This window comes from Microcoleus sp. MON1_C5 (genome assembly GCF_036701875.1).
Lineage (GTDB): Bacteria > Cyanobacteriota > Cyanobacteriia > Cyanobacteriales > Microcoleaceae > Microcoleus.
Genome location: NZ_JAUBRN010000016.1, coordinates 1 through 19,180, shown reverse-complemented (window position 1 = coordinate 19,180; position 19,180 = coordinate 1). Strand labels below are relative to the sequence as shown.

Here is a 19,180-nt window from a genome sequence, read left to right as displayed (position 1 = left end):
GATTAAGTTTGCATGATTTATGCCTGACTTTTCCCGTATGCCGTGCAGTTGTTGTCCCGCTCATTTTCTCTTTTTTGCTTGGGTCTTGACAAACTCAGTTTGCGATCGCTAAACTGAGCGAAAACTGACATTGACAATGAGATAAGTAAATTATATAATGACCACCCTCAAAGCCTCTGAGGAGGGATTAGTAAAAATTAGGCAAGCTAGAAGAGAAAGGGGCTCGACGATAGAAGACCCCAGATGGCTAGTAGAAGCTAGTAAAGCATTAGATCCAGATCGAACTTGGACAGAAGCCGGACCCTATGCCGATGGCCTTTCGCTGCCCACTTGGAGGCGCTTTTTAGCAGGAAGAGAACCCATAAAAGCCAATGCTTTCAAGGCCTTCTGCACGGTTTTGCAGTTGAATTGGGAAGAAATTGTCGATCGTCCTTCTTTAGCCTCCTCTTACCAAGGGGGGGTTGGGGGGGTTAGAGATTTTTGCCAACAGCCTATTGATTCGGTAGTCCAAGAGATCCGGCAAAAATGCCACAGCAAAATCCAACAGCTTTACAGCAAAATGCAACTGTTGGATATTGCACAGCCCGTTGATGTCAGCAACCTCTACGTTGAAGTCAACATTTTGGAGGAAATTACCAGTTGGCAGCCGGGAGAAATTCGCGATTTACTGAGAGACTTCAACCCAGATGCAGATAACTTTAACCGCTTAGGTTTAGGTAAAGTACGCCAGAAACGAGTATCAGGATTGGATGCGGTGAAATCTCACTCTAAACTCATGGTACTCGGCAAACCGGGTTCCGGTAAAACTACTTTTTTGAAACACATCGCCATTCAGTGCGATCGCGCCAAATTTGAAGCCAACAAAATACCGATTTTTATCTCTCTCAAAACCTTTGCTGAAATCGCTAATGTTGACTTATTAGAATATATCAGCGACGAATTTGCCAGTTGCGGAGTTGAGGCGCGATCGCAAACTGAATTCGCACTCAGTCAAGGCAGAGGGCTGATTTTGCTCGACGGCTTAGATGAAGTGCCAGAATCAGATAGCGATGTAGTCGTCAGACAGATTCGTCATTTTGCCGGAAAGTATTACAACAATCAGTTTATTATTACCTGTCGAATTGCCGCTTCTAAGTACAGATTTCACGAAGAAGGATTTACCAATGTTGAGGTAGCCGATTTTAATAACAAGCAAATCGCTGCCTTTGCTCGCAATTGGTTTGTGGCATTTTCCCAGAAGGTGGAGGCAGGGAAAGCTTTAGCTTCTCAATTTGTAGAGCAGCTAAAAATGGGTAAAAATCAGCAAATTCGAGAACTGGCAGTAACGCCTATATTGTTGAACTTGAGTTGTTTAGTATTCCAAGCCAAAGCAGATTTTCCATCGAACCGAGCCAAGTTGTATGAGGAAGGACTGGAAATTATGCTCAGAAAATGGGATGAAACGAGAGGCATTGAACGGGATGAAGTTTATCGCGATTTGAATTTGTGTCGCAAGAAACATTTACTTGCTTTTGTGGCAGCTATTACTTTTGAGCGGGGTGATTACTTTTTTGAAAAACATCAAATTCAACAAGTGATTGCCGATTATCTCGCTAATTTACCCGATGGCACAAGTGACCCCATTCAGTTGGAGATCCATAGTGAGGTTGTCCTGAAGGCGATCGAGGCACAACATGGCTTATTAGTGGAGAGGGCAAGAGGGATTTATTCGTTTTCTCATCTAACATTTCAAGAGTATTTCACTGCTATAAAAATAGTTAATAATTCCGATTCACAAGCTTTGGAAAAACTGGTCAGCCACCTGACCGAGAAGCGTTGGCGAGAAGTATTGTTCTTAGCAGTTGGGATGTTGCAAAAAGCTGATGATTTTTTACGGTTAATGAAACAACAAGTTGATGGACTTGTCGCTGAGGATGAGCAGTTGCAGCAATTCCTACTGTGGGTAAATCAAAAATCCCTTTCTGTTGATTTTCCGTACAAACCTGCGGCAGTGAGATTCTTTTACTTTTCCCTTCTTCCATGCCTTGAGCTTGCTCTTAATCGTAATCCTGAACGTTTCCTTGACCCAGCCCTTTACCTTGCCGTTAAATATACCTTTGACCCTGCTGTTGAAATTACCCTGGACCTTGTTCTTGACCTTGCCATTTTGCCTGTACTCGACGGTGCTATTGACCCAGCCCTTAGTCTTGCCCACGACATTCTTCTTATCCCTCTTGTTGAACCTGAATTAATGCAAGCACTGCAAGAACTTAAGAAACAGCTACCTCAGCCAGATGGTGACAAGGAAATATTTAGGAAATGGTGGCAAGCTAATGGACAAGTTTGGACTAGCGAATTAAGAAAAATCATCATTTCCTATCGCAATATAGGTCACGATTGGCAATTTAGCGAACAGCAGAAGTCATTGCTGAGGAAGTATTACGATGCTAATAAAGTGCTGGTATATTGCCTCAATAGCGCTTCTAATGTATCTCCTGCTGTGCGGCAGGAAATTGAAGGAACATTGCTGTTGCCGATCGCAAATCTGCAAAAAATCGGTAACAAGTGCGATCGCCCGCTCTAATTCCACTCGCTACCCACTCCCATATTAAGATGCGCTCGCCCCACAATTCCTCATTCAAAGCGGGGAAAGTGTCACAGGATATATCCACCTTGAAAAACTGGGACAAATGGCAAAAAGCCCCCTTTTTTAGGGAGCTTAGTTAGCGACTTCAGTTATGCTCAAAACAGAAATCCTACTGCGCCTTTGGCAATTACTTTTGAGGGGTTGCTACACGAACTTTGGGAATATCCATTATCGGTGCATTCACCCCAAGCATCAAATCGTTAGGATTAACAATCTCCACCAGAGGCTCGTTCAAAGCCATAATCAAACCGTCAGATTCACCCTGAACTGGCGATCGAGCAAACTGGGGAGCAAACAATTGGCGATCTCCACCGACACCAGACACTAGCGCAATCAACAAAGCTGCGATCGCACCTCCACCCAAAATCCAATTTTGTTTCGGCTTGCGTTCCACCCGCTGCAAAACCTTCGTCGCCAACTCTTGTGCAGATTGTTCCGAAGCAGGCACCGGCATTGCCTGAAAACTCTGCTGCATCATCAGCAGTCGCGAGTACAAACGTTTCGTAGTGGGGTCATTTGTCAGCCACTCCTCAACTTGCCGACGTTCTGTCGCCGTCACTTCGCCGTCGAGGTAAGCACTCAGTAATTCAAAGCGATCGCGCATCATAGTAGTTACATTCCCCTGGGGATAATTGTTGTTAGCTTGAGTTTCAGCGAGTGAATCCCCGATACCTTGCTGATTCTGATTTTTATCCGATTCAAAGTTATAATTCATATTTCAAAATTGCTTTAATTGGAGAAAGGACGCACCCGCGCTTAGAATGATTTACTGCTTTTTTATATTTTAAAAAAGAAGTTTTGATGTGACAGCAAACATCACCAAATCTTCTTGACCGGCCTCTAAAAGCACTATTGCTAATTACCATCGAGATATTTTTGCAATTCCAACTGCAATCTTTGGCGAGCTCTAGCAATTCTCGACTTGACAGTTCCCAGAGAAACTCCAGTCATTTCGGCTATTTCCTCATATGCTAAACCTTCAATTTCTCTTAAAACAATTGTCGTGCGGAATACTTCTGGCAAATCGGCGATCGCCACCCGCAACTGGTCGTAAAATTCTCTAGTCGTCAAATCTTCATCAGGCCCCGGACTGTCGGCCGGAATTTCCCAATCTACCTCGCCATCTTCCAGAGCACGGGGTACGTCCAACGACAGCGGAGTTCGCACCCGCTTGCGCTTCCGCAACTCATCGTAAAACAAATTAGTGGCGATGCGGCTCAGCCAGCCCCGAAATTTAACAGGCTCTTGCAAGCGGTTAATATTGCGGTAGACTCGAATCCAGACTTCCTGAGCCAAGTCGGCTCGGTCTTGCCAGTCAGGGGCCAAGTGATAAAGTACCCTGTCTACGTGGGACTGATACCGCTTCAACAGTTCTGAAAAGGCAGTGCTCTCAGGTCGATTTCCTTCCTGACAACGCAATACCAAGTCATAATTAGAGAGTTTTTCGGCTGGCAATTGCACTCTTTGAACGGTCGCCACAACCGCAGACCAGGACACGGAAATAAAGTCGCTCATCGGTGGAATTGGCTCATCGAACATTCCACACTTTTTGACGCTAGCAGATCCCGATTGGTTCCCGCGCTCGGAAACTGCGATCGGCTTCAGTCATCAAACAGTCAATGACTGCTGACTGCTTACTAATGCCCGACAACCTCGCACGCTCCAATACTAACCCAACTGCTAGAACCGTCGGCCCAATGTTCCTTTTTCCAAATCGGTACATTGTGTTTTAGCGTATCTATCGCGTACTGGCAAGCTGCAAAGGCCTCCCCCCGGTGGGGACAGCCAACAGCCACCAGTACGCTGATTTCGCCCACCTGCAAGTGTCCGACTCGGTGGTGAATGGCGACCCGATTGACATCGGCCCACTGGCGGCGGATTTCCGTAGCGATTTGCTGGAATACTCGCACGGCCATAGGTTCGTAGGCTTGATATTCTAGGGAAACTACAGCTTGACCGTCAGTTTGGTTGCGGACTGTACCGCTCATCATTACCACGGCTCCGTTCGCGGGGTCATCTGCCAAAGCGTATATTTCCTCTACAGACAACGGCGCTAAGGTAATGGCGAAGCTGTCTGATTCATGGCGTTGAGGAATTGTGCCGATCGAAAGTGCAGCGCTAGAGTTCATTGCCAAAGAAGTGGTGGTGGGGAAGTTAATCGATCTTGACACAAATCAAGTCGCGATCGATCTTGCATCGTTGGCCGGGAAACGGGGTGGCTAATGTTGAGAGCCCTCTCGTAGCACGGGCGAGAACCCGACGCCATCACCCCGAACTTTTGTACCAGTGCGATCGGCTACAATATAACTCGCTCGAACCAAATTAAGAGCGTGATTGAAGACAAGCAGGATGCTTGTTCGCTCAAATTAACTGCCGATATTGCTGTAGCAACTCAATAAATAAGCACACGCAAATAAGTAGTGTCATTCGCAACTCAGTATAATAAATCTCAAACACCCCAAGCGATTACTTTTTTCCCTTTTGAATGACACAGTTAACTTTAATTCGATCCTCCTACTTATCGGGACCGCCAAAATTTTGAGCAGCAGATGTAAACTTTATTTATTTTTTGTTCCGGAAAGCTACTTAGATGACATGATATACCTGTGCAGGGTTGAGGCAAATTGGCGGATACTACGCAAAAGCAAAACCGTAACGCCCTCATGTGCCTTATATGAAACATAAGTTAATAGTTTGGGCTGTTAATTGAGGTTTCGACCTGAGTCTGCACCAATAAATGTTAAAAACAATTACGAGGAAACTATGGAAGCACTAGCATTGAGCCACTCTTTTGTTGCTTATGAATCTCCAGAGTCCGAACTCCAAGTCAAGTCCTTAGACGAGCTGGGCTTGAAAATTCCTAATTCTGCATGGGTAGGCGTTGCAGGTATGGCTGTAGCTTTATCTGTTCTGGGTGTTGGTGGCGAAGCGCAAGCAAGTTGCTACTCCCGCTGCGCCAAGAAAAGCCATCACGCCCATCACAGCTACGCCAAAGTTGTCACGAATGGCAGCCGACTGAATATCCGCAAACGCCCCGATAGCTGTTCTCATGTAATCGGCAAGTTACATTATGGAGACCACATCAAATTGACTGGTCGTTACAAAAACGGTTGGGCACAACTCAAAGGTGGCGGCTGGGTATCTGCGTCCTGGCTCTCCTAACTCTTAACTAGAGCACTTTACATTTTTAGAAAGAGTTTTAATCGTTACCCGGTATGACCGGGTAACGATTATTGTAAAGAGGCGATCGAGCCTGAAAATAATCGAATATCCGAAATTCATGACTCACAACTAACAGCCTAAACTTTACCACCGCCGATCAGATAAAGTAATGCCATCCGCACCGCCACACCGCTGGTAACTTGCTGAGAAATCAGGCTAAACTGGGCATCGTCCATCAAATCCGAACTAATTTCCACGCCGCGGTTAACTGGGCCTGGGTGCAATACCTTCACATCAGGCTTGCAGAGTTTGAGCCGATCGCGCGTAATCCCGTACAAAGAATGGTACTCTCGTAAACTCGGCAGCAAATGGTCGCTCATCCGTTCCTTTTGCAGCCGCAAAGTCATCACAAAATCAGCATCGGCCAAAGCAGGTTCAAGCTGCCAGTGCAAAAATAACTTGCCTTCCCTACCATCGCCACACTCAGCAAACAACAGCGGCAGCAAAGTCGGCGGCCCGGCCAAATGAACCTCTGCCCCAGAAGCCGTTAGACTCCAAATATTAGACCTAGCGACCCGCGAATGCAAGATATCCCCCACCACAGCAATTTTTTTACCCGCTAAAAGTTCCAGCCGCGGACGTTCGGTATCTAACAGAGTACAAATAGTAAATAAGTCTAGCAAACCTTGTGATGGGTGTTCGTGCTGGCCGTCTCCTGCATTGAGAACGCTGACTCTCGAACCCAAGCGATCCATTTCCGAAGCAATTGTGCTGGGAACTCCAGCTTGTTCGTGCCGGATCACCATCAAATCCGTTCCCATCGCCAGATAAGTCTTAGCCGTGTCCAGAATAGTCTCCCCCTTCGTCAGAGAAGAACTTCCCGGGGTAAAATTCAGCGTATCCGCTGAGAGTCGCTTCGCCGCCAACTCAAAACTATTGCGAGTCCGGGTAGAAGGTTCAAAAAACAAATTCGCGACCACTTGACCCTGCAGGGCAGGCACTTTCTTCGTGCGGCGGCCGAGCACCTCCCGAAAACTGGCTGCTGTTTGCAGCACCGTATCGTATTCGTCCGAGGTAAAATCAGCCAGAGTGAGAATGTGTCGCCTTGTCCAAGTCATACAATTTTAGATTTGAGATTTGAGATTTGAGATTTACTGAATCAAGACGGACGATGGGTTTGGAACTTGCGTGCGGGCCCGCGTGGGGCAGCCTAGAATGTTCGATCGACATTTAGGGGTGGCGATCAACAGTATCTAACAATTTTTGATCGCTTTTGCGGTGAGTAGAGTTATAATCAGTTTATGTAGCTCAGACCCCACTCTCACAGCGAACCCAGCGTCGAAGGTGAAACAGGTGTGGTTTACCCGCAGGAAAGCGGAAATTACGCTGTAGCAGCGAAAGAGCAGTAGTTGCAGTTTCTCCTACGCAAACTCAGCCTTGTCAAGAACAAGCCGAACGTAGCCCTTGCATCTGCCACTATGTGGAAACAACGATGTAAAAACAATCGAGGCGGCAAACCTCCCACTGTCGATCGACAGCATATAGCGGGACAATTTAAAGATGATTAATTCTTTGAAGTCGGTCTTGACTCTTCAGTCCTGCTTATAGCCCCTTGTCAAAACGAACAGTGTTAAGATACAAGTTGAATATGTAGCTTCCCGACAAAAATCTACACGTATCTTGGCGAGACTGTTCTTAGCGAAACTGCGGTAACAAGTGTGAGCTGGGAAGTTGTAATTACACAAGATTTAAACAATTCAAGAGGTATTATGAGCCAGCAGGTTATACAGCCGATGGTTAAGTTCCAGCGTCAGGTGCATTCTCTTGTCACGTCTGACATTATCAAGCCCACAGACAGTATTTGGAAAATAGCTCTGCTTTACGGCGACGAATGGCCGTACTGGAAACAGCAATTGCTAGAGTTTGATTTTTCTATGCAAGACCCCGTGAGCGAGTTGATAGCTGTAGAAGCTTGGGACGAGGAATAACAGAGGAGACGGAGGACTGGGGTGTCGGAGAGAAATTTCGAGGCGATCGGGTAAATTTTATTTCAGCAATTTCCGTTGCTAACTTCTTCCCTCTTCCCTCTTCTCTCTACCCTTTGCCATCTTCCTAAAGACTTTTAAATTTTGACTTCTGACTTCTAACTTCTGTTAAACGGAAGCGGCTAAAGCTCGAGCTAATTGTTGAGCAGTTTGAAAGCGATCCCCAGGCTTAGCTGCCGTGGTTCGCAAAATGGTCTCTCGCAGCTTGGGGGCGATCGTCGGAATATTTTCGAGCTTAAACCCGTAACCTCCAGCTATTTTCCCGTAAAAGTTTTGAGGGCTTTGGGCCGTCAGCAAAAAAATCAAAGTAGGCCCAATAGCATATAAATCTGACTGAGGGAGAGGCTGTCCCCGGTCTTGTTCTGGTGCGGTGTAGCCTTCAACGCCGATGCGAGTCCCTGGAGGAGTGCCGATTTCTTTAACGGCACCAAAATCCAGCACTGTAATGCAATTGTCGCGGTGGCGCACCAGCAAATTAGCAGGTTTAATATCCCGGTGGACGATCGGGGGTTTTTGAGAGTGAATGTAGTCCAAAACCTCACAGGTTTGGATCATCCACTCTATTGCTTGTTGGGGAGCAACAGGGCCGCGGTTGTAGATGCGTTTTTCTAAATCCTCGCCGTGGAGCATTTCCATCACCAAGTATTTTTTCCCCCCTTCCACAAAAAAGTCAAAAAACTGAGGAATTCCCTGATGGTGGAGGGCCTTGAGAGTTTTAGCTTCACGTTCAAACAGTTCTTGAGCTTTGACTATTTGAGCCATGTCAGCATTCATTTCCTTGAGAACTACCAGAGAAGCTGCGGGGGAACTTCCGGGTTGTTGAGCTTTTGCTTTATCTCGATCCCAGGCTAAAGTAGTTGTTCCCATACCCCCTTGGCCCAAAGTTCGCAGCACTTGGTAGTGGCGCACGGTGCGATCGACTTTAATCGGTTCGCCGCAGTGGATGCAGAATAAATTCCCCGGCGGGTTTCCCGCATGGGTACACCTCGGGGGGGCGAGATTGACGGTGGGGTTCGCCTCAATCTTGCCGCCGACTTCAATAGTAATAACTTGGAAATGCAGAATTGGGCCGCCCCGCGCCAACTGGATCAGGGCACCGTCGGATATCCAACCCTGAGACATGAGAATACCGTTTACCAAAGTGCCATTTGTCCCCGAATTGACTAAGTACCACTGACTGGCTCTCCCGTTATTAACTCTTTGCAGTTCCAGATGCTGCCGCGACACTAGAGCATTAGGGATCACAACGTGATTGTCTGGAGAGCGGCCGATGCGAATAATGGATTCGCTCTCGAAACTCCACTGTTGCAGGGGGGTCTGTTTTTCTGGGTCTAAAAGAGTCAGCAGCATTTTTGATGGATGTGGTTAATCTGCTAATAACTAGCAGGAGTTGCCCCGCTTCTGGCTGGGCAATTCTTTTGCCCAGCGCCAACTGTAATAGCTGGCTATTGAACGAGGAACTAATAACTAGCTCTGTTGCAGCGTTTAACCGTAAATTTACTAGAAATCGATCTGTTGCATCGTTCGCGTAATAGGTATTATTACTATGATTTCAGCCCTTAGCTTCATCAAATCTTGATTAAAGCACATTTTTTATTAAATGTTGCATAAAGATGCTATTGCTTTCTCATTTTTGTAACATATTTTCCCTATTATTGCTGATAAATAAATCGAGCTTTTTACCCAAGCATCTCTACTTAATCCTATCAAAATTAAGGACGGAATAACAATGACTAAAAACTTACAATAAATGGCTGTTGCTGCTATTTTGGGATAGGGGGCGACCGCAGTCAAATCTGCAGAGGCTGCATCAGTGAAATTAACTTTTTTTCAGGACACCGACACTCCTGTAGCTGTAGGCTCTTTCAGCTATGATGAATCGACTCCTTTTGACATACTCACCGACCTGAAGGTGCGGTGATTCCTAAGCCTCACAACTTAAGTTTCTGCTTCGAATGCAACTGCCTCTACCCACAAGGAGTTTATGGTCTTACGTTCGCTCCACAGACTAACCCCGCAAGCCCTGCGGTTTTTATGTGTCGAATATCAACAAAAATCTTTGTTGTTTGATTCTAGGGGTGGACTGCCCATTGCCCTGTCCTCTTTTCCCGGTCTACCGATTTTTCTTCCCCGTTGCGATTGTTCGCAAACTTTGGTGTTAGGGTTTATGTCTCCATCGTCACGGGTGGGTCATTGACCACTTAAATTATACCAATAAAGCCCTCCTAAAAGGACGGGGTTTCTACCCATTTTTTTTGATGAAGCTATTTTTCCGTCAAGAAGTGTGGGAACACCTCCTTTAGAAATTAAGGCCAGCGATAAATGGTTTGTAGTACAGGATTTTGCGGTAAATTTACTCGGGCTGTTGTGGAACTTGTCCCAGGCTACAATTGGCGACAGGGGTACAAGGCTTTGACCTTTCTTGTGGGCACCGTTTGGCCGACTTCAATTACAAGTTCTTACGGCAAGTTTTTCCCCTTTCGGTTCCGAAGAACCCAATCTGTGGGGAAATTGGGCATTTGGAAATATACGAACACCTCCAAATCTGGTCATCTTTGGGAATAGCGACGGGCCAGGATCTAGAATGAGCTGGCTGCAAAATGGTTTCCAATCAAACGGAAGCTACCTCAACAGCCGATATGTAATAGCAGAGGAAGTCAAGCCTTGCTCTGAAAACTCAGAGGCTGTTCCTGAACCTGGAACAATGGCAGGTTTAACTCTGGCAGCGAGCGGCTGGCTTGGGCTACGCCAAGAAAAAGTTTGGAGCATCCAAATTCTAAAATCGAAATGCGCCTACCTGCGCCCGAATGATAATTGCCGTGATATTGTCGTGACCGTTGCGTTTGTTACCCAGTTCAATCAACTGGGCAACTCCCTGGTCGAGATCGGCTTGGGGATTGAACAGAGGTTCGAGAGTGTTTTGCCAGTGAGTTTCCAACAAATCATTATCTGTCAAACCGTCGGAGGCCAAAATCAACAAAGTATCTTCGCACAAGTCTAAAAACTGCACGTCGGGCTTGAGAAAATTACTGTCTCGCGGGCCGATGGCTTGAGTTAGTTGATAGGCGTCTGGACGGGCATAAGCAGTTTCCGGGTCAACCCCGCGCTTTATTTCGCGCTGCCCTACTTCGTGGTCTGAGGTGATTTTTTCTAGGGTTTGTCCCTTTCTCAGTCGGTAGAGGCGGCTGTCGCCGACGTGGGCAACGGCGAATTTGGTGTCTTGAACTAAGACTGCGACTAGAGTTGTACCCATGCGGGCGCTGCCGGAGCGTCCGTCCTTTTGATTGATTTCAAAGATGGCTTTGTTGGCTAGCAGGACTCCCTCGCGGATGGTGTCGGCAGGAGGTAGTTGATTTTCCCAACTGGTTTGAAAAAATTCTCTGAGGGTTTCAGCGGCTAGTTGACTGGCTACTTCTCCCCTCTCGTGTCCGCCCATGCCGTCGCAGAGAATGTAAAGCCCTTTGGTTTGAAAGATGCGACCGAAGGAGCTTTCGAGTTTGTTGAGCTGAGTCCAGATGCTGAAGAAGTCTTCGTTGTGGTCGCGCGTGCGGCCAACATCGGTGAGCCCTGCGTCTTCTAAGCTGTAAATCTGGACTGGCATGGGCTGGGTTAAGACCTCGCCAACGTCGGGGGGGGACTGGTCTGGGCTGCGGAAAGGCCCGCGCGTCGGGGTTGAGGTTGGTGAAGGTGCGGGCTGGAGTTCGAGGGGAACAGTTTCTAGGCGCGATCGCAATTCTTCGATTGTGTTAATCTCGCCTCTGTACATTTGTTGCAGCAGTTCGAGCAAGGCGCCAAACTGAGTGCGACCATCGGACTGGCTAAATATCACCTGCCACAATTGCCCCAAATCTACCAGTTGCAGGTTGGAGCCGGCGGGTTCGGGATAGAGGTACTGCAGCCGCAAAGAAGCCAAGGAAAAGGAAGAGTCGGGGTTGACTCGCAAATTTGTCAGTTCCAACAAGCTTTGCCGACAGCGCCAGGGTTCTAGGGCAGCCCACAGTTCTGTCATTTCGTGCAGCCAGTATAAAATTTGCTGGGTGGAAGTTTCGGGTCGATTCCACCGTTCTACCAGCAGCGGCCATTGGGAGCAGTCTTCTAGCAGCAGCACTGCCTGTTCGTTGTCTGACCAGCTATCGTGAATGACGGGCAGGTTTTGAGAGAATTGCCACCGCAGTGCCAGATAAGGTTCAGCTATGCCTTGGCACAGCTCTGCTAAGGCGGAATTGGTTGAATTTTCTCCGCGTTTGATTGCTGCGCTATAGGGAGATGTTCGTCTGGCGACGCTGGCAGAGTTGGCTGCTAGCATGGCTTTTAGGGGTGACATTTCCAGCGGCTGGCAGTCCAATACTGTTACTGCTACTGTGTCTGAGCGTTTTCTCGGCGGCACGGTTTCTAGGAGTTGGTAGCGCTGCTGAGTGTCTAAATAAGCCCCGGCTGGCTGGGAAGGGATTAAATATTCTGAATTGGGGACGGGGAATTGTGAAGATTGGGGGGAGAGGTCAGCTATGTTTGGGCTGTCGGGGTTCTCGGTTGCTTCCTGGATTTGTTGAGGGTGTGGTGCGGTTGTAAAATTCTGCTCAGGTGGGGTTATTTGGCGCTCGGGTGCTGTATTAGAGCTTTTTTCTGTTGTTTGAAAGGATGCTGGTGCGATCGCCCCCACGGCTACCACAGCGTCTTCAGGGCTGCTGAATTCGGCGGCTTCGGTCAGTGGAGAAGTTGGTTCTACGGCTGTTTGGGGTTCGGCTGGGGTGGTGATTTCTGTTTTAATGGCGTCTGTGATTGGTTCAGCAGAGTTTTGAGGCGATGCGATTTCTGGAACCATCTCTGGTTTTTGGGGAAACTCGGCTGGGGGTAGGGTGGATTCGTCTGGCTCGACTGCTGGAAAATTCGATCGACCGCAGATAATGGCCCGCCACACTTGACCTGTTGCGACGCCGCAATTCTGACATTCTTTGGCGCTAAAAGCGACTTGGGCACCGCATTCGTGGCAAGGTTTGTAAATTAGGGAATTTCCGCATTGTTGACAAAACTTGTTTGGATTGGGATTTTCAAATTGGCAGCGGGGACAGAGAAGCATAGGGGTTTTAAATTGGAGATGGGCGATCGAGTTTGGCGGTGGGGAGTTTTGGGTTTTGGCCTGTGAGTTAGGAGTTATGAGTTTTTGGTCTGACTCGCAACGGATAACTCCCATTGCCCTATGCCTTATTTTATCGGGATGAATTCCGAACTAAGATATTTCTTAGAACTGAGATGTTGCCTCCGTGTCAGGAATAGGCGTGTTAAGCCACATCTATAAAAACCTCTCTCGCTTCACAGGCGAGAAAGGCAGCCCCACCGGCGGGAGCAAGTGCGGGCCCGACAAGAAAAGTTATCTCATGAGTGGAACTGTCATCCTGCCTATGCTTAACAATGGTGCTAGATCTCAGTTAGAAGGGATTTGCTGTAGAATCTTCTTGGAAAACGGTCTCTCGGGCGATCGACACAATGGTGGAGAGGGGTACTTCACAGAAATATTTCCGCCGGAATTGTTCTTCGGAGACTGCTGCTAGAAATTGCGCTGCAAAACGCGCGGCAATCGGGGAATTTGGCACTGAGAATTGAATGGATTGGCTATCTAATAAGGGTTTGGGCATTTGAGCGAGCGCGTCTTGCTGCTGTGCGGTTTCGGGTTGTCTGGCGATGTGGAAAGCTCGATCGCGGTAATGGATTTGGAAACCGAGATATGTTAGGGTTTTGAACCCTAGTTGCAGCGATGTGTCGCTGATGCCGAGTTTTTGGCGGAGTTGCTGTCTGGTGACGGGTTTGTTGGTGCGGCTGAGGTATTTGGCGATGCCGATTAGCTGTTGGCAGATTTGCTGTGGGGGTACGAGTGGAGGTAATCTGTAGGCGATCGCGAGTTTTTTCTGAGTGTACTGTGCTTGCCGAAACCAGATCCGCAGTTCGTCCCAGCTTGCGGGGCATTCTTTGAGGACGATCGAGTTTTCGCGATCGACCTTTTGGGAATTGTAAACTAGATTGTCGATCGGCATTTGAGATTCTAAATTTGTGCTAGCGCCTAATAACTCTTCATCGTTATTTCTATTACGCCAGTCTACAATCCAATCTATTGGAGTCTGAGAATTTATTTGATTGTCTTCCGTGCGTTCTTGCACTGATACGAGGCGCACTTCATACCGCGATTTGTAAGTATTAAAATCGAGTTCGACGGTGACATCGCAGCGGCATTGGGGAACTTCATTTTGATTGTGTCCCCACCAAATGCCGGGAAATCCCGTATCGCTCGATTCGTCCCTAATGGTAAATTCTGTTTTGATATATTCTACTTTTTGCCCTTTCAAATCCTTAATTTTTTGATTCCAAAGATTTTCAAACCAGCAGTTTTCAATCAGCAATTTGGGTGCGGGGTTGCCCATACCGCAAGGTTCGAGCAATTTTAGTTCTTGAAATAAGTCCTTGCCTAATTCGGAGACAGTAATTTTTAAGTCTGCTTGAACGGGCGCGGCTGTTAAACTATCAGTGCTGTATTGTTGCCGCAGTTGCTGATTTACCGCATCTGTAAATAGGGGGATATTTTCAACGGGGAGACTCAATCCGGCGGCGAAAGGATGACCGCCAAATCTGTGCAATAAATGCGCTTGATCTTTGACTAATTGGTAAAGGTCGATTTGATTGGCGGAACGTGCGGAACCCCTGGCAATTTTGGATGGGGAAATTGTTGGTGATTCTGAATCTAAGAAGGAGGTAAATTGCATTTCCGGGGAATTGTCATTAATTTTTTCGCTTCCTTCTGTGCTGAATAAAATCACGGGGCGGCCGTATTCTTGGGCGATTTGTCCCGCTACTAATCCTAATACTCCTACGGGCCATTGCGGGTCGCTGAGGACGATGACGCTAGTAGTTGAAAGGTCGAGTTTGGCTAGTTTGTTAGCGGCATCTTTGGCAACATCTTTTTGTAAAGATTTACGTCTGCTGTTGGCAATTTCGGTTAAATTTGCTAGTTCTTCGCAGCGTTTTTTGTCGCGGCTGGTGAGGAGTTCTACGCAGAAGCTGGCGTCACCTTGAATGCGGCTGACGGCGTTGATTCGGGGGCCGAGGCCGAAGGAAATGTCGGTTGGGCGATCGCCCGATCTTTTGCACAGTTCGAGCAATTTTGCAACTCCCGGTCGGGTGGGATTTGCGATTTGTTTTTGCAGTTGTTGGATGCCGATTTGTGCTAGGTAGCGGCTGTCTCCTGTAAGTTGGACTAAATCGGCAATTAAGCCGATCGCTACTAATTCTAATAAATCTGTGAGCGGGCGCTGCGGAATATCCGGTAATGTGTGATACAAGGCTTCAACTAATTTGTAGGCTACTCCAACTCCTGAGAGGTTAAATAGTTGGTGGTTTGGGGGAAAGTAGCGGGGATTGATAATGGCTGTAGCTGGCGGGCGATCGTCTGGTAATGTATGATGGTCGGTGATAATTGTATCGATGTTTAAGCTACTCGCATATTCGATTTCTGCGATGTTTGTACTGCCGGTATCGCAGGTAATAATTAAGCTAATTCCCGATTTTGCTAAGGTATCTATTGCCGGGATATTGAGTCCGTGAGATTCGGTTAAGCGGTTGGGAATGTAATAAATTAGTTGGTCATTTTGAGCCAAAAATTCTCCCAGTCCGTCCCAAAGTACGGAGGTTGAGGTAATGCCGTCAGCGTCGAAGTCTCCCCAAATTGCGACTTTTTCGCCGCTGTTTCGTGCTTGCTGGATTCTTTCGATCGCCCAGTTCATTTCTAGTCCGAATTCAAAGGGACTTGCTGGTTGGTAAAGTTGGGGATTTAAGAAACCGGGTATTTGTTCGGGATTCTGAATTCCTCTATACCAGAGAAGTGCAGCGGCATAGTTTCCGGGGAGTTCTGGTGCGTGGTTCCTGACAGCTTCTATCAGCCAAGCTGGGGGTTGGGGTAAGGGTTGATTTTGCCAGTTTTGAGGGGTTTCTGTCATTCGATTTTAGATTTTAGATTTTAGATTTTAGATTGTGACTACAGATGAATCTAGGGGCTTTTTTGTATTTTAAATAAAACTTAAGCGAGTCACTGGTTCCCCGGCTCTGCCTGGGAACCCATTTCCAGAGGCTGTGCCTCGCTTACGATCGGGAAACTTGGAGGCAGAGCCTCCCTATCGGCGTTACTAGGCTCTGCCTGGTAACGAGTAAAATTGGGGGGGTTTGTTTATATATTAAATAAATATTTCGTCGATTATAGCAAGATTTGGCAGCCAATCCGTGGGAGTTTCTGCTGCAAGATTGGGTAAGAAAGCTGTGTTGTCTGTTGTGCGGTTGCAGCGAGTGGCAAATTGACAGGAATTGCAAAGATTGGAACTAATTTCTACTTGGGGTAAGAATTCGCCGCCTTCGGTATAGCGCTGCCGCCAGTCGGTTAGCTGCTGCAAGAGGTGGGTTAAATCTTGTTTTGTCCGATCGTGTTCTGTTTGACTGTAATAAAATGTGAGTTTTTGCGGCGGTTCTTCTCCTTGCAATTGTACGAACCAGTATGTCATGGAAACTTGTTCGGGGGAATAGTCGCTGGTTTCTACTAAGACGTATAAATAGAGGCGAGTTTGCCAACTTTCGGCTATCCATTTTGATTTTTGAGGGCGGGGATAGGTTTTCCAGTCGAGAATTTGGGCGGCGTTTGGTTCTGCTATTAGCAAGTCATATATAACGGTGAATAGGTAGTCTTGGAAAATTAGGGTGCGGGGGTGTTCGGCTTGGCGAAAAATGTTGTCGCTATTTTCTGAATCGGCGAAAAGTTCGGGGGCGGTGTTGATAAATGCTGCCACACATCGTCCCAGTTCGGGGTCTTGTTGAATGATAAATTCAAGGGGAAGTCCGAGTTCTCGCTGCTGCATTAATAGGTGAAAGTGGCTTCCCCATGTGAGTTTTTCTTTGTGTTCTGGGGAGGCGGTGGTGGCTAGGAGTTCTAGGTAGCTGTGTTGGAATTTGCGGGGGCATTCTTCGAGGATTTTGAGTTGGGTTTGCGAGAGTCGGAGCATTTTTTTGTGTGATTTTGTGGGTTGGGGGTAGGGTTTTGTGATACTAATTATTGCAATAAAACACGGCGGTTAAAACCGCTACTATACAAACGAAGTTTCTCTCGCTTGAGACAAAAAAATAAAGATTGACGAGCGATGTAGTCTGCAATTTGCTCGATGTCTTGAATTGCAGGTTCAGTGAGACGAAATTGTGGAGTCATGCTTGCGATCAACTGTAGCGCGATCGCAGGTTGGCGCGAATTTGTGTGATTGCGATTGCACCGTCTACGACTTCACCACCTTGGGATGCTTGCTGGCCAATGAGTGCGTCTCGTTGAAGTTCTTGCAGTCGTCCTTGATAAATGTCTTCTTGTTGTTCGAGGAGTTGAATGGCTGCGAATATGACTTCGATCGCACTTTTGTATTTGCCAGTCGTGAGTTGACGCTGCACGAGGGCTTCGACTTCAGGTGACAAAACAATTTGCATGGCGCTTGAGAGGAGAAGTGTTGATTCTATTGTAGGCGATTCCCTACGGGATAGCTGCGCTCGTGCGTACTTCAGTTATATTGTTTTGGATTAACGGGCGATCTTAATTTACTCACCCAATATAGAATAATTTTATTGTTTTACTTACGAGTAATATTGACGCTTCATGAAAACACGAAAAATTGATTGATCGCAGTCACATTTTGTAGAATGTGGATTTAACATGACTTTGATGGGAAGATGTCCAGGTGGAGCTGTTAGAGAGTATTTAATATCAGAGTAATATATCCAATCACCCTTCACGTACCAGCCCACACACTCATCAAACTCCTTACCACCGCAACCATCAAAGGTTGTAGGTTTACGCTCAGTACGAACAATGCTTTCCCAAATCCGCTTTTGTACGCTGAAGCCAAAGCGTCCCTTGCTATGTTCTAGCCAGAGTTTATTTATATTTCTGAGTTCTGTACCCGGTAAAATTTCAATATCTTTGCCCGATAAACAGTTGTTATAAAAAGCCATTGTTTTATCAAAATTTGCTGCTGATAAAATATTTCCTGATGGTAGTTCTACTTTTTCTCTACCTAATAGTTTGAATATCATTTTCTCTGTTTCCTCATCGGCTTCTTTCCATCTCCTAGCTTGGAGCAAGCTATCTAACTTAGAATACTTTCCCCCGAGCACTGAAATAGATTTAGCAGACGAAGTATATTGAGAAGCAGCAGCATATTTAATAACTTCTCTAGCTGCCTCAGCTTCATTATTTATTCGAGTAGACGTATTATTTAAAGACTTTGCCCAATTAACCACTCTTTTTTTGACTTTCGGGTTAATGCGGGCTTTTTCTTCTAAATCTTGGGCTACTTGCTCCTCAGCTTTATCCGCACTATATCCCTGATTTTTAAGTCGATCTACAACCTCGCGAAACTCTGCGACGACATCAGATAATTCTTGATTAGTGTTAATGTAACAACCTTGTATTTCTATATAGTCTCCCTGAATATAGTTGCCATGAATAGATTCGTTATAATTACCACGGTCTATGTTAATATTGCGATCGCCAGTTTGGCTATTGTCTTCTAAGTTAGTTCTTGATTCTTGTGGAGTATTAACACCTAAATTCCATAACAATTTAGAAGCTCCGAATATTACCACGCTAACTATCAACCTAGTTAGAGTCAGAACGCCCGTGCCAACAACCGCAAAACTTATTAGTCCCAGTAATACGCTAAAGAAGTAATATCGTTGCTTTTTACTTCCTGGTAGCCTAGATATTAAAATACTGAATTTATTAAAAATTTGTCTTATTTTACCTATCATTAATTTAGCGAAATAAGCTGTTCGGGATTAAGATTTAACTTGTAGGGCGGCCAGGATGCCCACCCTACAAGAGTTTGAATAAGCAGGGCTGTCCAGATTAAATGCGCGACAGCTTATCTGTACTTCAAAGAGGAATACCTAATAATCCTAGCGTTAGCTTGACTACCTCTACCACTGCTTCACCAATCAGACCATTAGCAGCACCATCAAGTACATACTGTGTCCACTTGACTAACCTGCTTTTGGCTTGAGAATCATTATTAGCCTGAGACACTAAGTCACTAGCGACTTTCTGCTGAGCATCCTCTGGAGTGTATCCCTGTGTTTGAAGTTGAATTAATGATTCTTGAATTTGAGCCGTTACTTGAGATAAGTCCTGACCCGTATTTATGAAATTGCCTTGTATATAATTGCCTTGGATTGATTCGTTATAGTTACCCGAACCCATATAACTGTAGTTTAGACTAAAAAATGATTGCAGCCAAAAGTAGCTGCCTTTGAATATCCGGCAAGCTGTTACTCAAAAACT

The 19,180-nt window shown here is 46.4% G+C and carries 15 protein-coding genes and 1 pseudogene; 4 read left to right on the top strand and 12 right to left on the bottom strand.

The window, feature by feature from the left end; all coding sequences use genetic code 11:
• Nucleotides 1-157: 157 nt before the first annotated feature.
• Nucleotides 158-2,563 carry an NACHT domain-containing NTPase gene (locus tag QUA71_RS10485; protein ID WP_333284659.1) on the top strand — a complete coding sequence of 802 codons (2,406 nt, stop codon included), beginning with the start codon at nt 158-160 and terminating at the stop codon, nt 2,561-2,563.
• Between the two features lie 190 nt (nt 2,564-2,753).
• Here QUA71_RS10485 and QUA71_RS10480 read toward each other — a convergent pair whose 3' ends face one another.
• The 3 genes from QUA71_RS10480 to QUA71_RS10470 form a co-directional block, all read right to left on the bottom strand.
• Complete coding sequence (locus QUA71_RS10480) at nt 2,754-3,341, bottom strand: zf-HC2 domain-containing protein (protein WP_333284658.1); 588 nt, start codon at nt 3,339-3,341, stop codon at nt 2,754-2,756.
• Nucleotides 3,342-3,481: 140 nt separating this feature from the next.
• Nucleotides 3,482-4,141 carry a sigma-70 family RNA polymerase sigma factor gene (locus QUA71_RS10475; protein WP_006631278.1) on the bottom strand — a complete coding sequence of 220 codons (660 nt, stop codon included), beginning with the start codon at nt 4,139-4,141 and terminating at the stop codon, nt 3,482-3,484.
• A 122-nt stretch (nt 4,142-4,263) separates the two neighbouring features.
• On the bottom strand, nt 4,264-4,755 hold the full coding sequence (locus tag QUA71_RS10470; protein WP_190659969.1) for a molybdopterin synthase catalytic subunit: 492 nt from the start codon (nt 4,753-4,755) through the stop codon (nt 4,264-4,266).
• 634 nt (nt 4,756-5,389) lie between these two features.
• On the opposite strand from QUA71_RS10470, the gene QUA71_RS10465 reads away from it, so the two are divergent.
• The gene (locus QUA71_RS10465; protein WP_333284656.1) at nt 5,390-5,788 is read left to right on the top strand and encodes an SH3 domain-containing protein; all 399 of its coding nucleotides are present in this window, start codon (nt 5,390-5,392) and stop codon (nt 5,786-5,788) included.
• A gap of 137 nt (nt 5,789-5,925) precedes the next feature.
• On the opposite strand, the gene QUA71_RS10460 is transcribed toward QUA71_RS10465, so the two are convergent.
• Nucleotides 5,926-6,906, bottom strand: a complete 981-nt coding sequence (locus QUA71_RS10460) for an aspartate carbamoyltransferase catalytic subunit (protein WP_333221254.1) — start codon at nt 6,904-6,906, stop codon at nt 5,926-5,928.
• A gap of 651 nt (nt 6,907-7,557) precedes the next feature.
• Here QUA71_RS10460 and QUA71_RS10455 point away from each other — a divergent pair.
• Nucleotides 7,558-7,776 carry a DUF4327 family protein gene (locus QUA71_RS10455; protein ID WP_006631282.1) on the top strand — a complete coding sequence of 73 codons (219 nt, stop codon included), beginning with the start codon at nt 7,558-7,560 and terminating at the stop codon, nt 7,774-7,776.
• A gap of 165 nt (nt 7,777-7,941) precedes the next feature.
• On the opposite strand, the gene QUA71_RS10450 is transcribed toward QUA71_RS10455, so the two are convergent.
• Nucleotides 7,942-9,183: a protein kinase domain-containing protein gene (locus QUA71_RS10450; protein WP_333284654.1), complete on the bottom strand. Its 1,242-nt coding sequence runs from the start codon at nt 9,181-9,183 to the stop codon at nt 7,942-7,944.
• 1,234 nt (nt 9,184-10,417) lie between these two features.
• On the opposite strand from QUA71_RS10450, the pseudogene QUA71_RS29230 reads away from it, so the two are divergent.
• Nucleotides 10,418-10,582: pseudogene (locus tag QUA71_RS29230) on the top strand (PEP-CTERM sorting domain-containing protein); the annotation flags it as partial.
• A 27-nt stretch (nt 10,583-10,609) separates the two neighbouring features.
• Here QUA71_RS29230 and QUA71_RS10445 read toward each other — a convergent pair.
• The 7 genes from QUA71_RS10445 to QUA71_RS10415 all read right to left on the bottom strand — a co-directional run bounded on the left by QUA71_RS10445 (nt 10,610) and on the right by QUA71_RS10415 (nt 19,099).
• Nucleotides 10,610-12,910 (bottom strand): serine/threonine phosphatase, encoded by a 2,301-nt coding sequence (locus tag QUA71_RS10445; protein ID WP_333284652.1) that lies wholly within the window; start codon nt 12,908-12,910, stop codon nt 10,610-10,612.
• 349 nt (nt 12,911-13,259) lie between these two features.
• A complete protein-coding gene (locus tag QUA71_RS10440; RefSeq protein WP_333284650.1) occupies nt 13,260-15,815 on the bottom strand; it encodes a DHH family phosphoesterase in 2,556 nt (851 codons plus the stop codon).
• 234 nt (nt 15,816-16,049) lie between these two features.
• Complete coding sequence (locus tag QUA71_RS10435) at nt 16,050-16,865, bottom strand: PD-(D/E)XK nuclease family protein (RefSeq protein ID WP_333284648.1); 816 nt, start codon at nt 16,863-16,865, stop codon at nt 16,050-16,052.
• Nucleotides 16,866-16,912: 47 nt separating this feature from the next.
• Nucleotides 16,913-17,065 carry a hypothetical protein gene (locus tag QUA71_RS10430; RefSeq protein WP_333284646.1) on the bottom strand — a complete coding sequence of 51 codons (153 nt, stop codon included), beginning with the start codon at nt 17,063-17,065 and terminating at the stop codon, nt 16,913-16,915.
• Between the two features lie 8 nt (nt 17,066-17,073).
• Nucleotides 17,074-17,331: a type II toxin-antitoxin system ParD family antitoxin gene (locus tag QUA71_RS10425; RefSeq protein WP_333284644.1), complete on the bottom strand. Its 258-nt coding sequence runs from the start codon at nt 17,329-17,331 to the stop codon at nt 17,074-17,076.
• Nucleotides 17,332-17,475: 144 nt separating this feature from the next.
• Entirely contained in the window at nt 17,476-18,651 is a 1,176-nt protein-coding gene (locus tag QUA71_RS10420) for a GUN4 domain-containing protein (protein ID WP_333284642.1), read from the bottom strand.
• Between the two features lie 124 nt (nt 18,652-18,775).
• Nucleotides 18,776-19,099, bottom strand: a complete 324-nt coding sequence (locus QUA71_RS10415; protein ID WP_333284640.1) for a hypothetical protein — start codon at nt 19,097-19,099, stop codon at nt 18,776-18,778.
• Between the last annotated feature and the right edge of the window lie 81 nt (nt 19,100-19,180).

Coding starts and splice junctions, on each gene's coding strand:
- QUA71_RS10485 (WP_333284659.1), top strand. CDS start 158: ATGACCACCCTCAAAGCCTCTGAGGAGGGATTAGTAAAAATTAGGCAA.
- QUA71_RS10480 (WP_333284658.1), bottom strand. CDS start 3,341: ATGAATTATAACTTTGAATCGGATAAAAATCAGAATCAGCAAGGTATC.
- QUA71_RS10475 (WP_006631278.1), bottom strand. CDS start 4,141: ATGAGCGACTTTATTTCCGTGTCCTGGTCTGCGGTTGTGGCGACCGTT.
- QUA71_RS10470 (WP_190659969.1), bottom strand. CDS start 4,755: ATGAACTCTAGCGCTGCACTTTCGATCGGCACAATTCCTCAACGCCAT.
- QUA71_RS10465 (WP_333284656.1), top strand. CDS start 5,390: ATGGAAGCACTAGCATTGAGCCACTCTTTTGTTGCTTATGAATCTCCA.
- QUA71_RS10460 (WP_333221254.1), bottom strand. CDS start 6,906: ATGACTTGGACAAGGCGACACATTCTCACTCTGGCTGATTTTACCTCG.
- QUA71_RS10455 (WP_006631282.1), top strand. CDS start 7,558: ATGAGCCAGCAGGTTATACAGCCGATGGTTAAGTTCCAGCGTCAGGTG.
- QUA71_RS10450 (WP_333284654.1), bottom strand. CDS start 9,183: ATGCTGCTGACTCTTTTAGACCCAGAAAAACAGACCCCCCTGCAACAG.
- QUA71_RS10445 (WP_333284652.1), bottom strand. CDS start 12,910: ATGCTTCTCTGTCCCCGCTGCCAATTTGAAAATCCCAATCCAAACAAG.
- QUA71_RS10440 (WP_333284650.1), bottom strand. CDS start 15,815: ATGACAGAAACCCCTCAAAACTGGCAAAATCAACCCTTACCCCAACCC.
- QUA71_RS10435 (WP_333284648.1), bottom strand. CDS start 16,865: ATGCTCCGACTCTCGCAAACCCAACTCAAAATCCTCGAAGAATGCCCC.
- QUA71_RS10430 (WP_333284646.1), bottom strand. CDS start 17,065: ATGACTCCACAATTTCGTCTCACTGAACCTGCAATTCAAGACATCGAG.
- QUA71_RS10425 (WP_333284644.1), bottom strand. CDS start 17,331: ATGCAAATTGTTTTGTCACCTGAAGTCGAAGCCCTCGTGCAGCGTCAA.
- QUA71_RS10420 (WP_333284642.1), bottom strand. CDS start 18,651: ATGATAGGTAAAATAAGACAAATTTTTAATAAATTCAGTATTTTAATA.
- QUA71_RS10415 (WP_333284640.1), bottom strand. CDS start 19,099: ATGGGTTCGGGTAACTATAACGAATCAATCCAAGGCAATTATATACAA.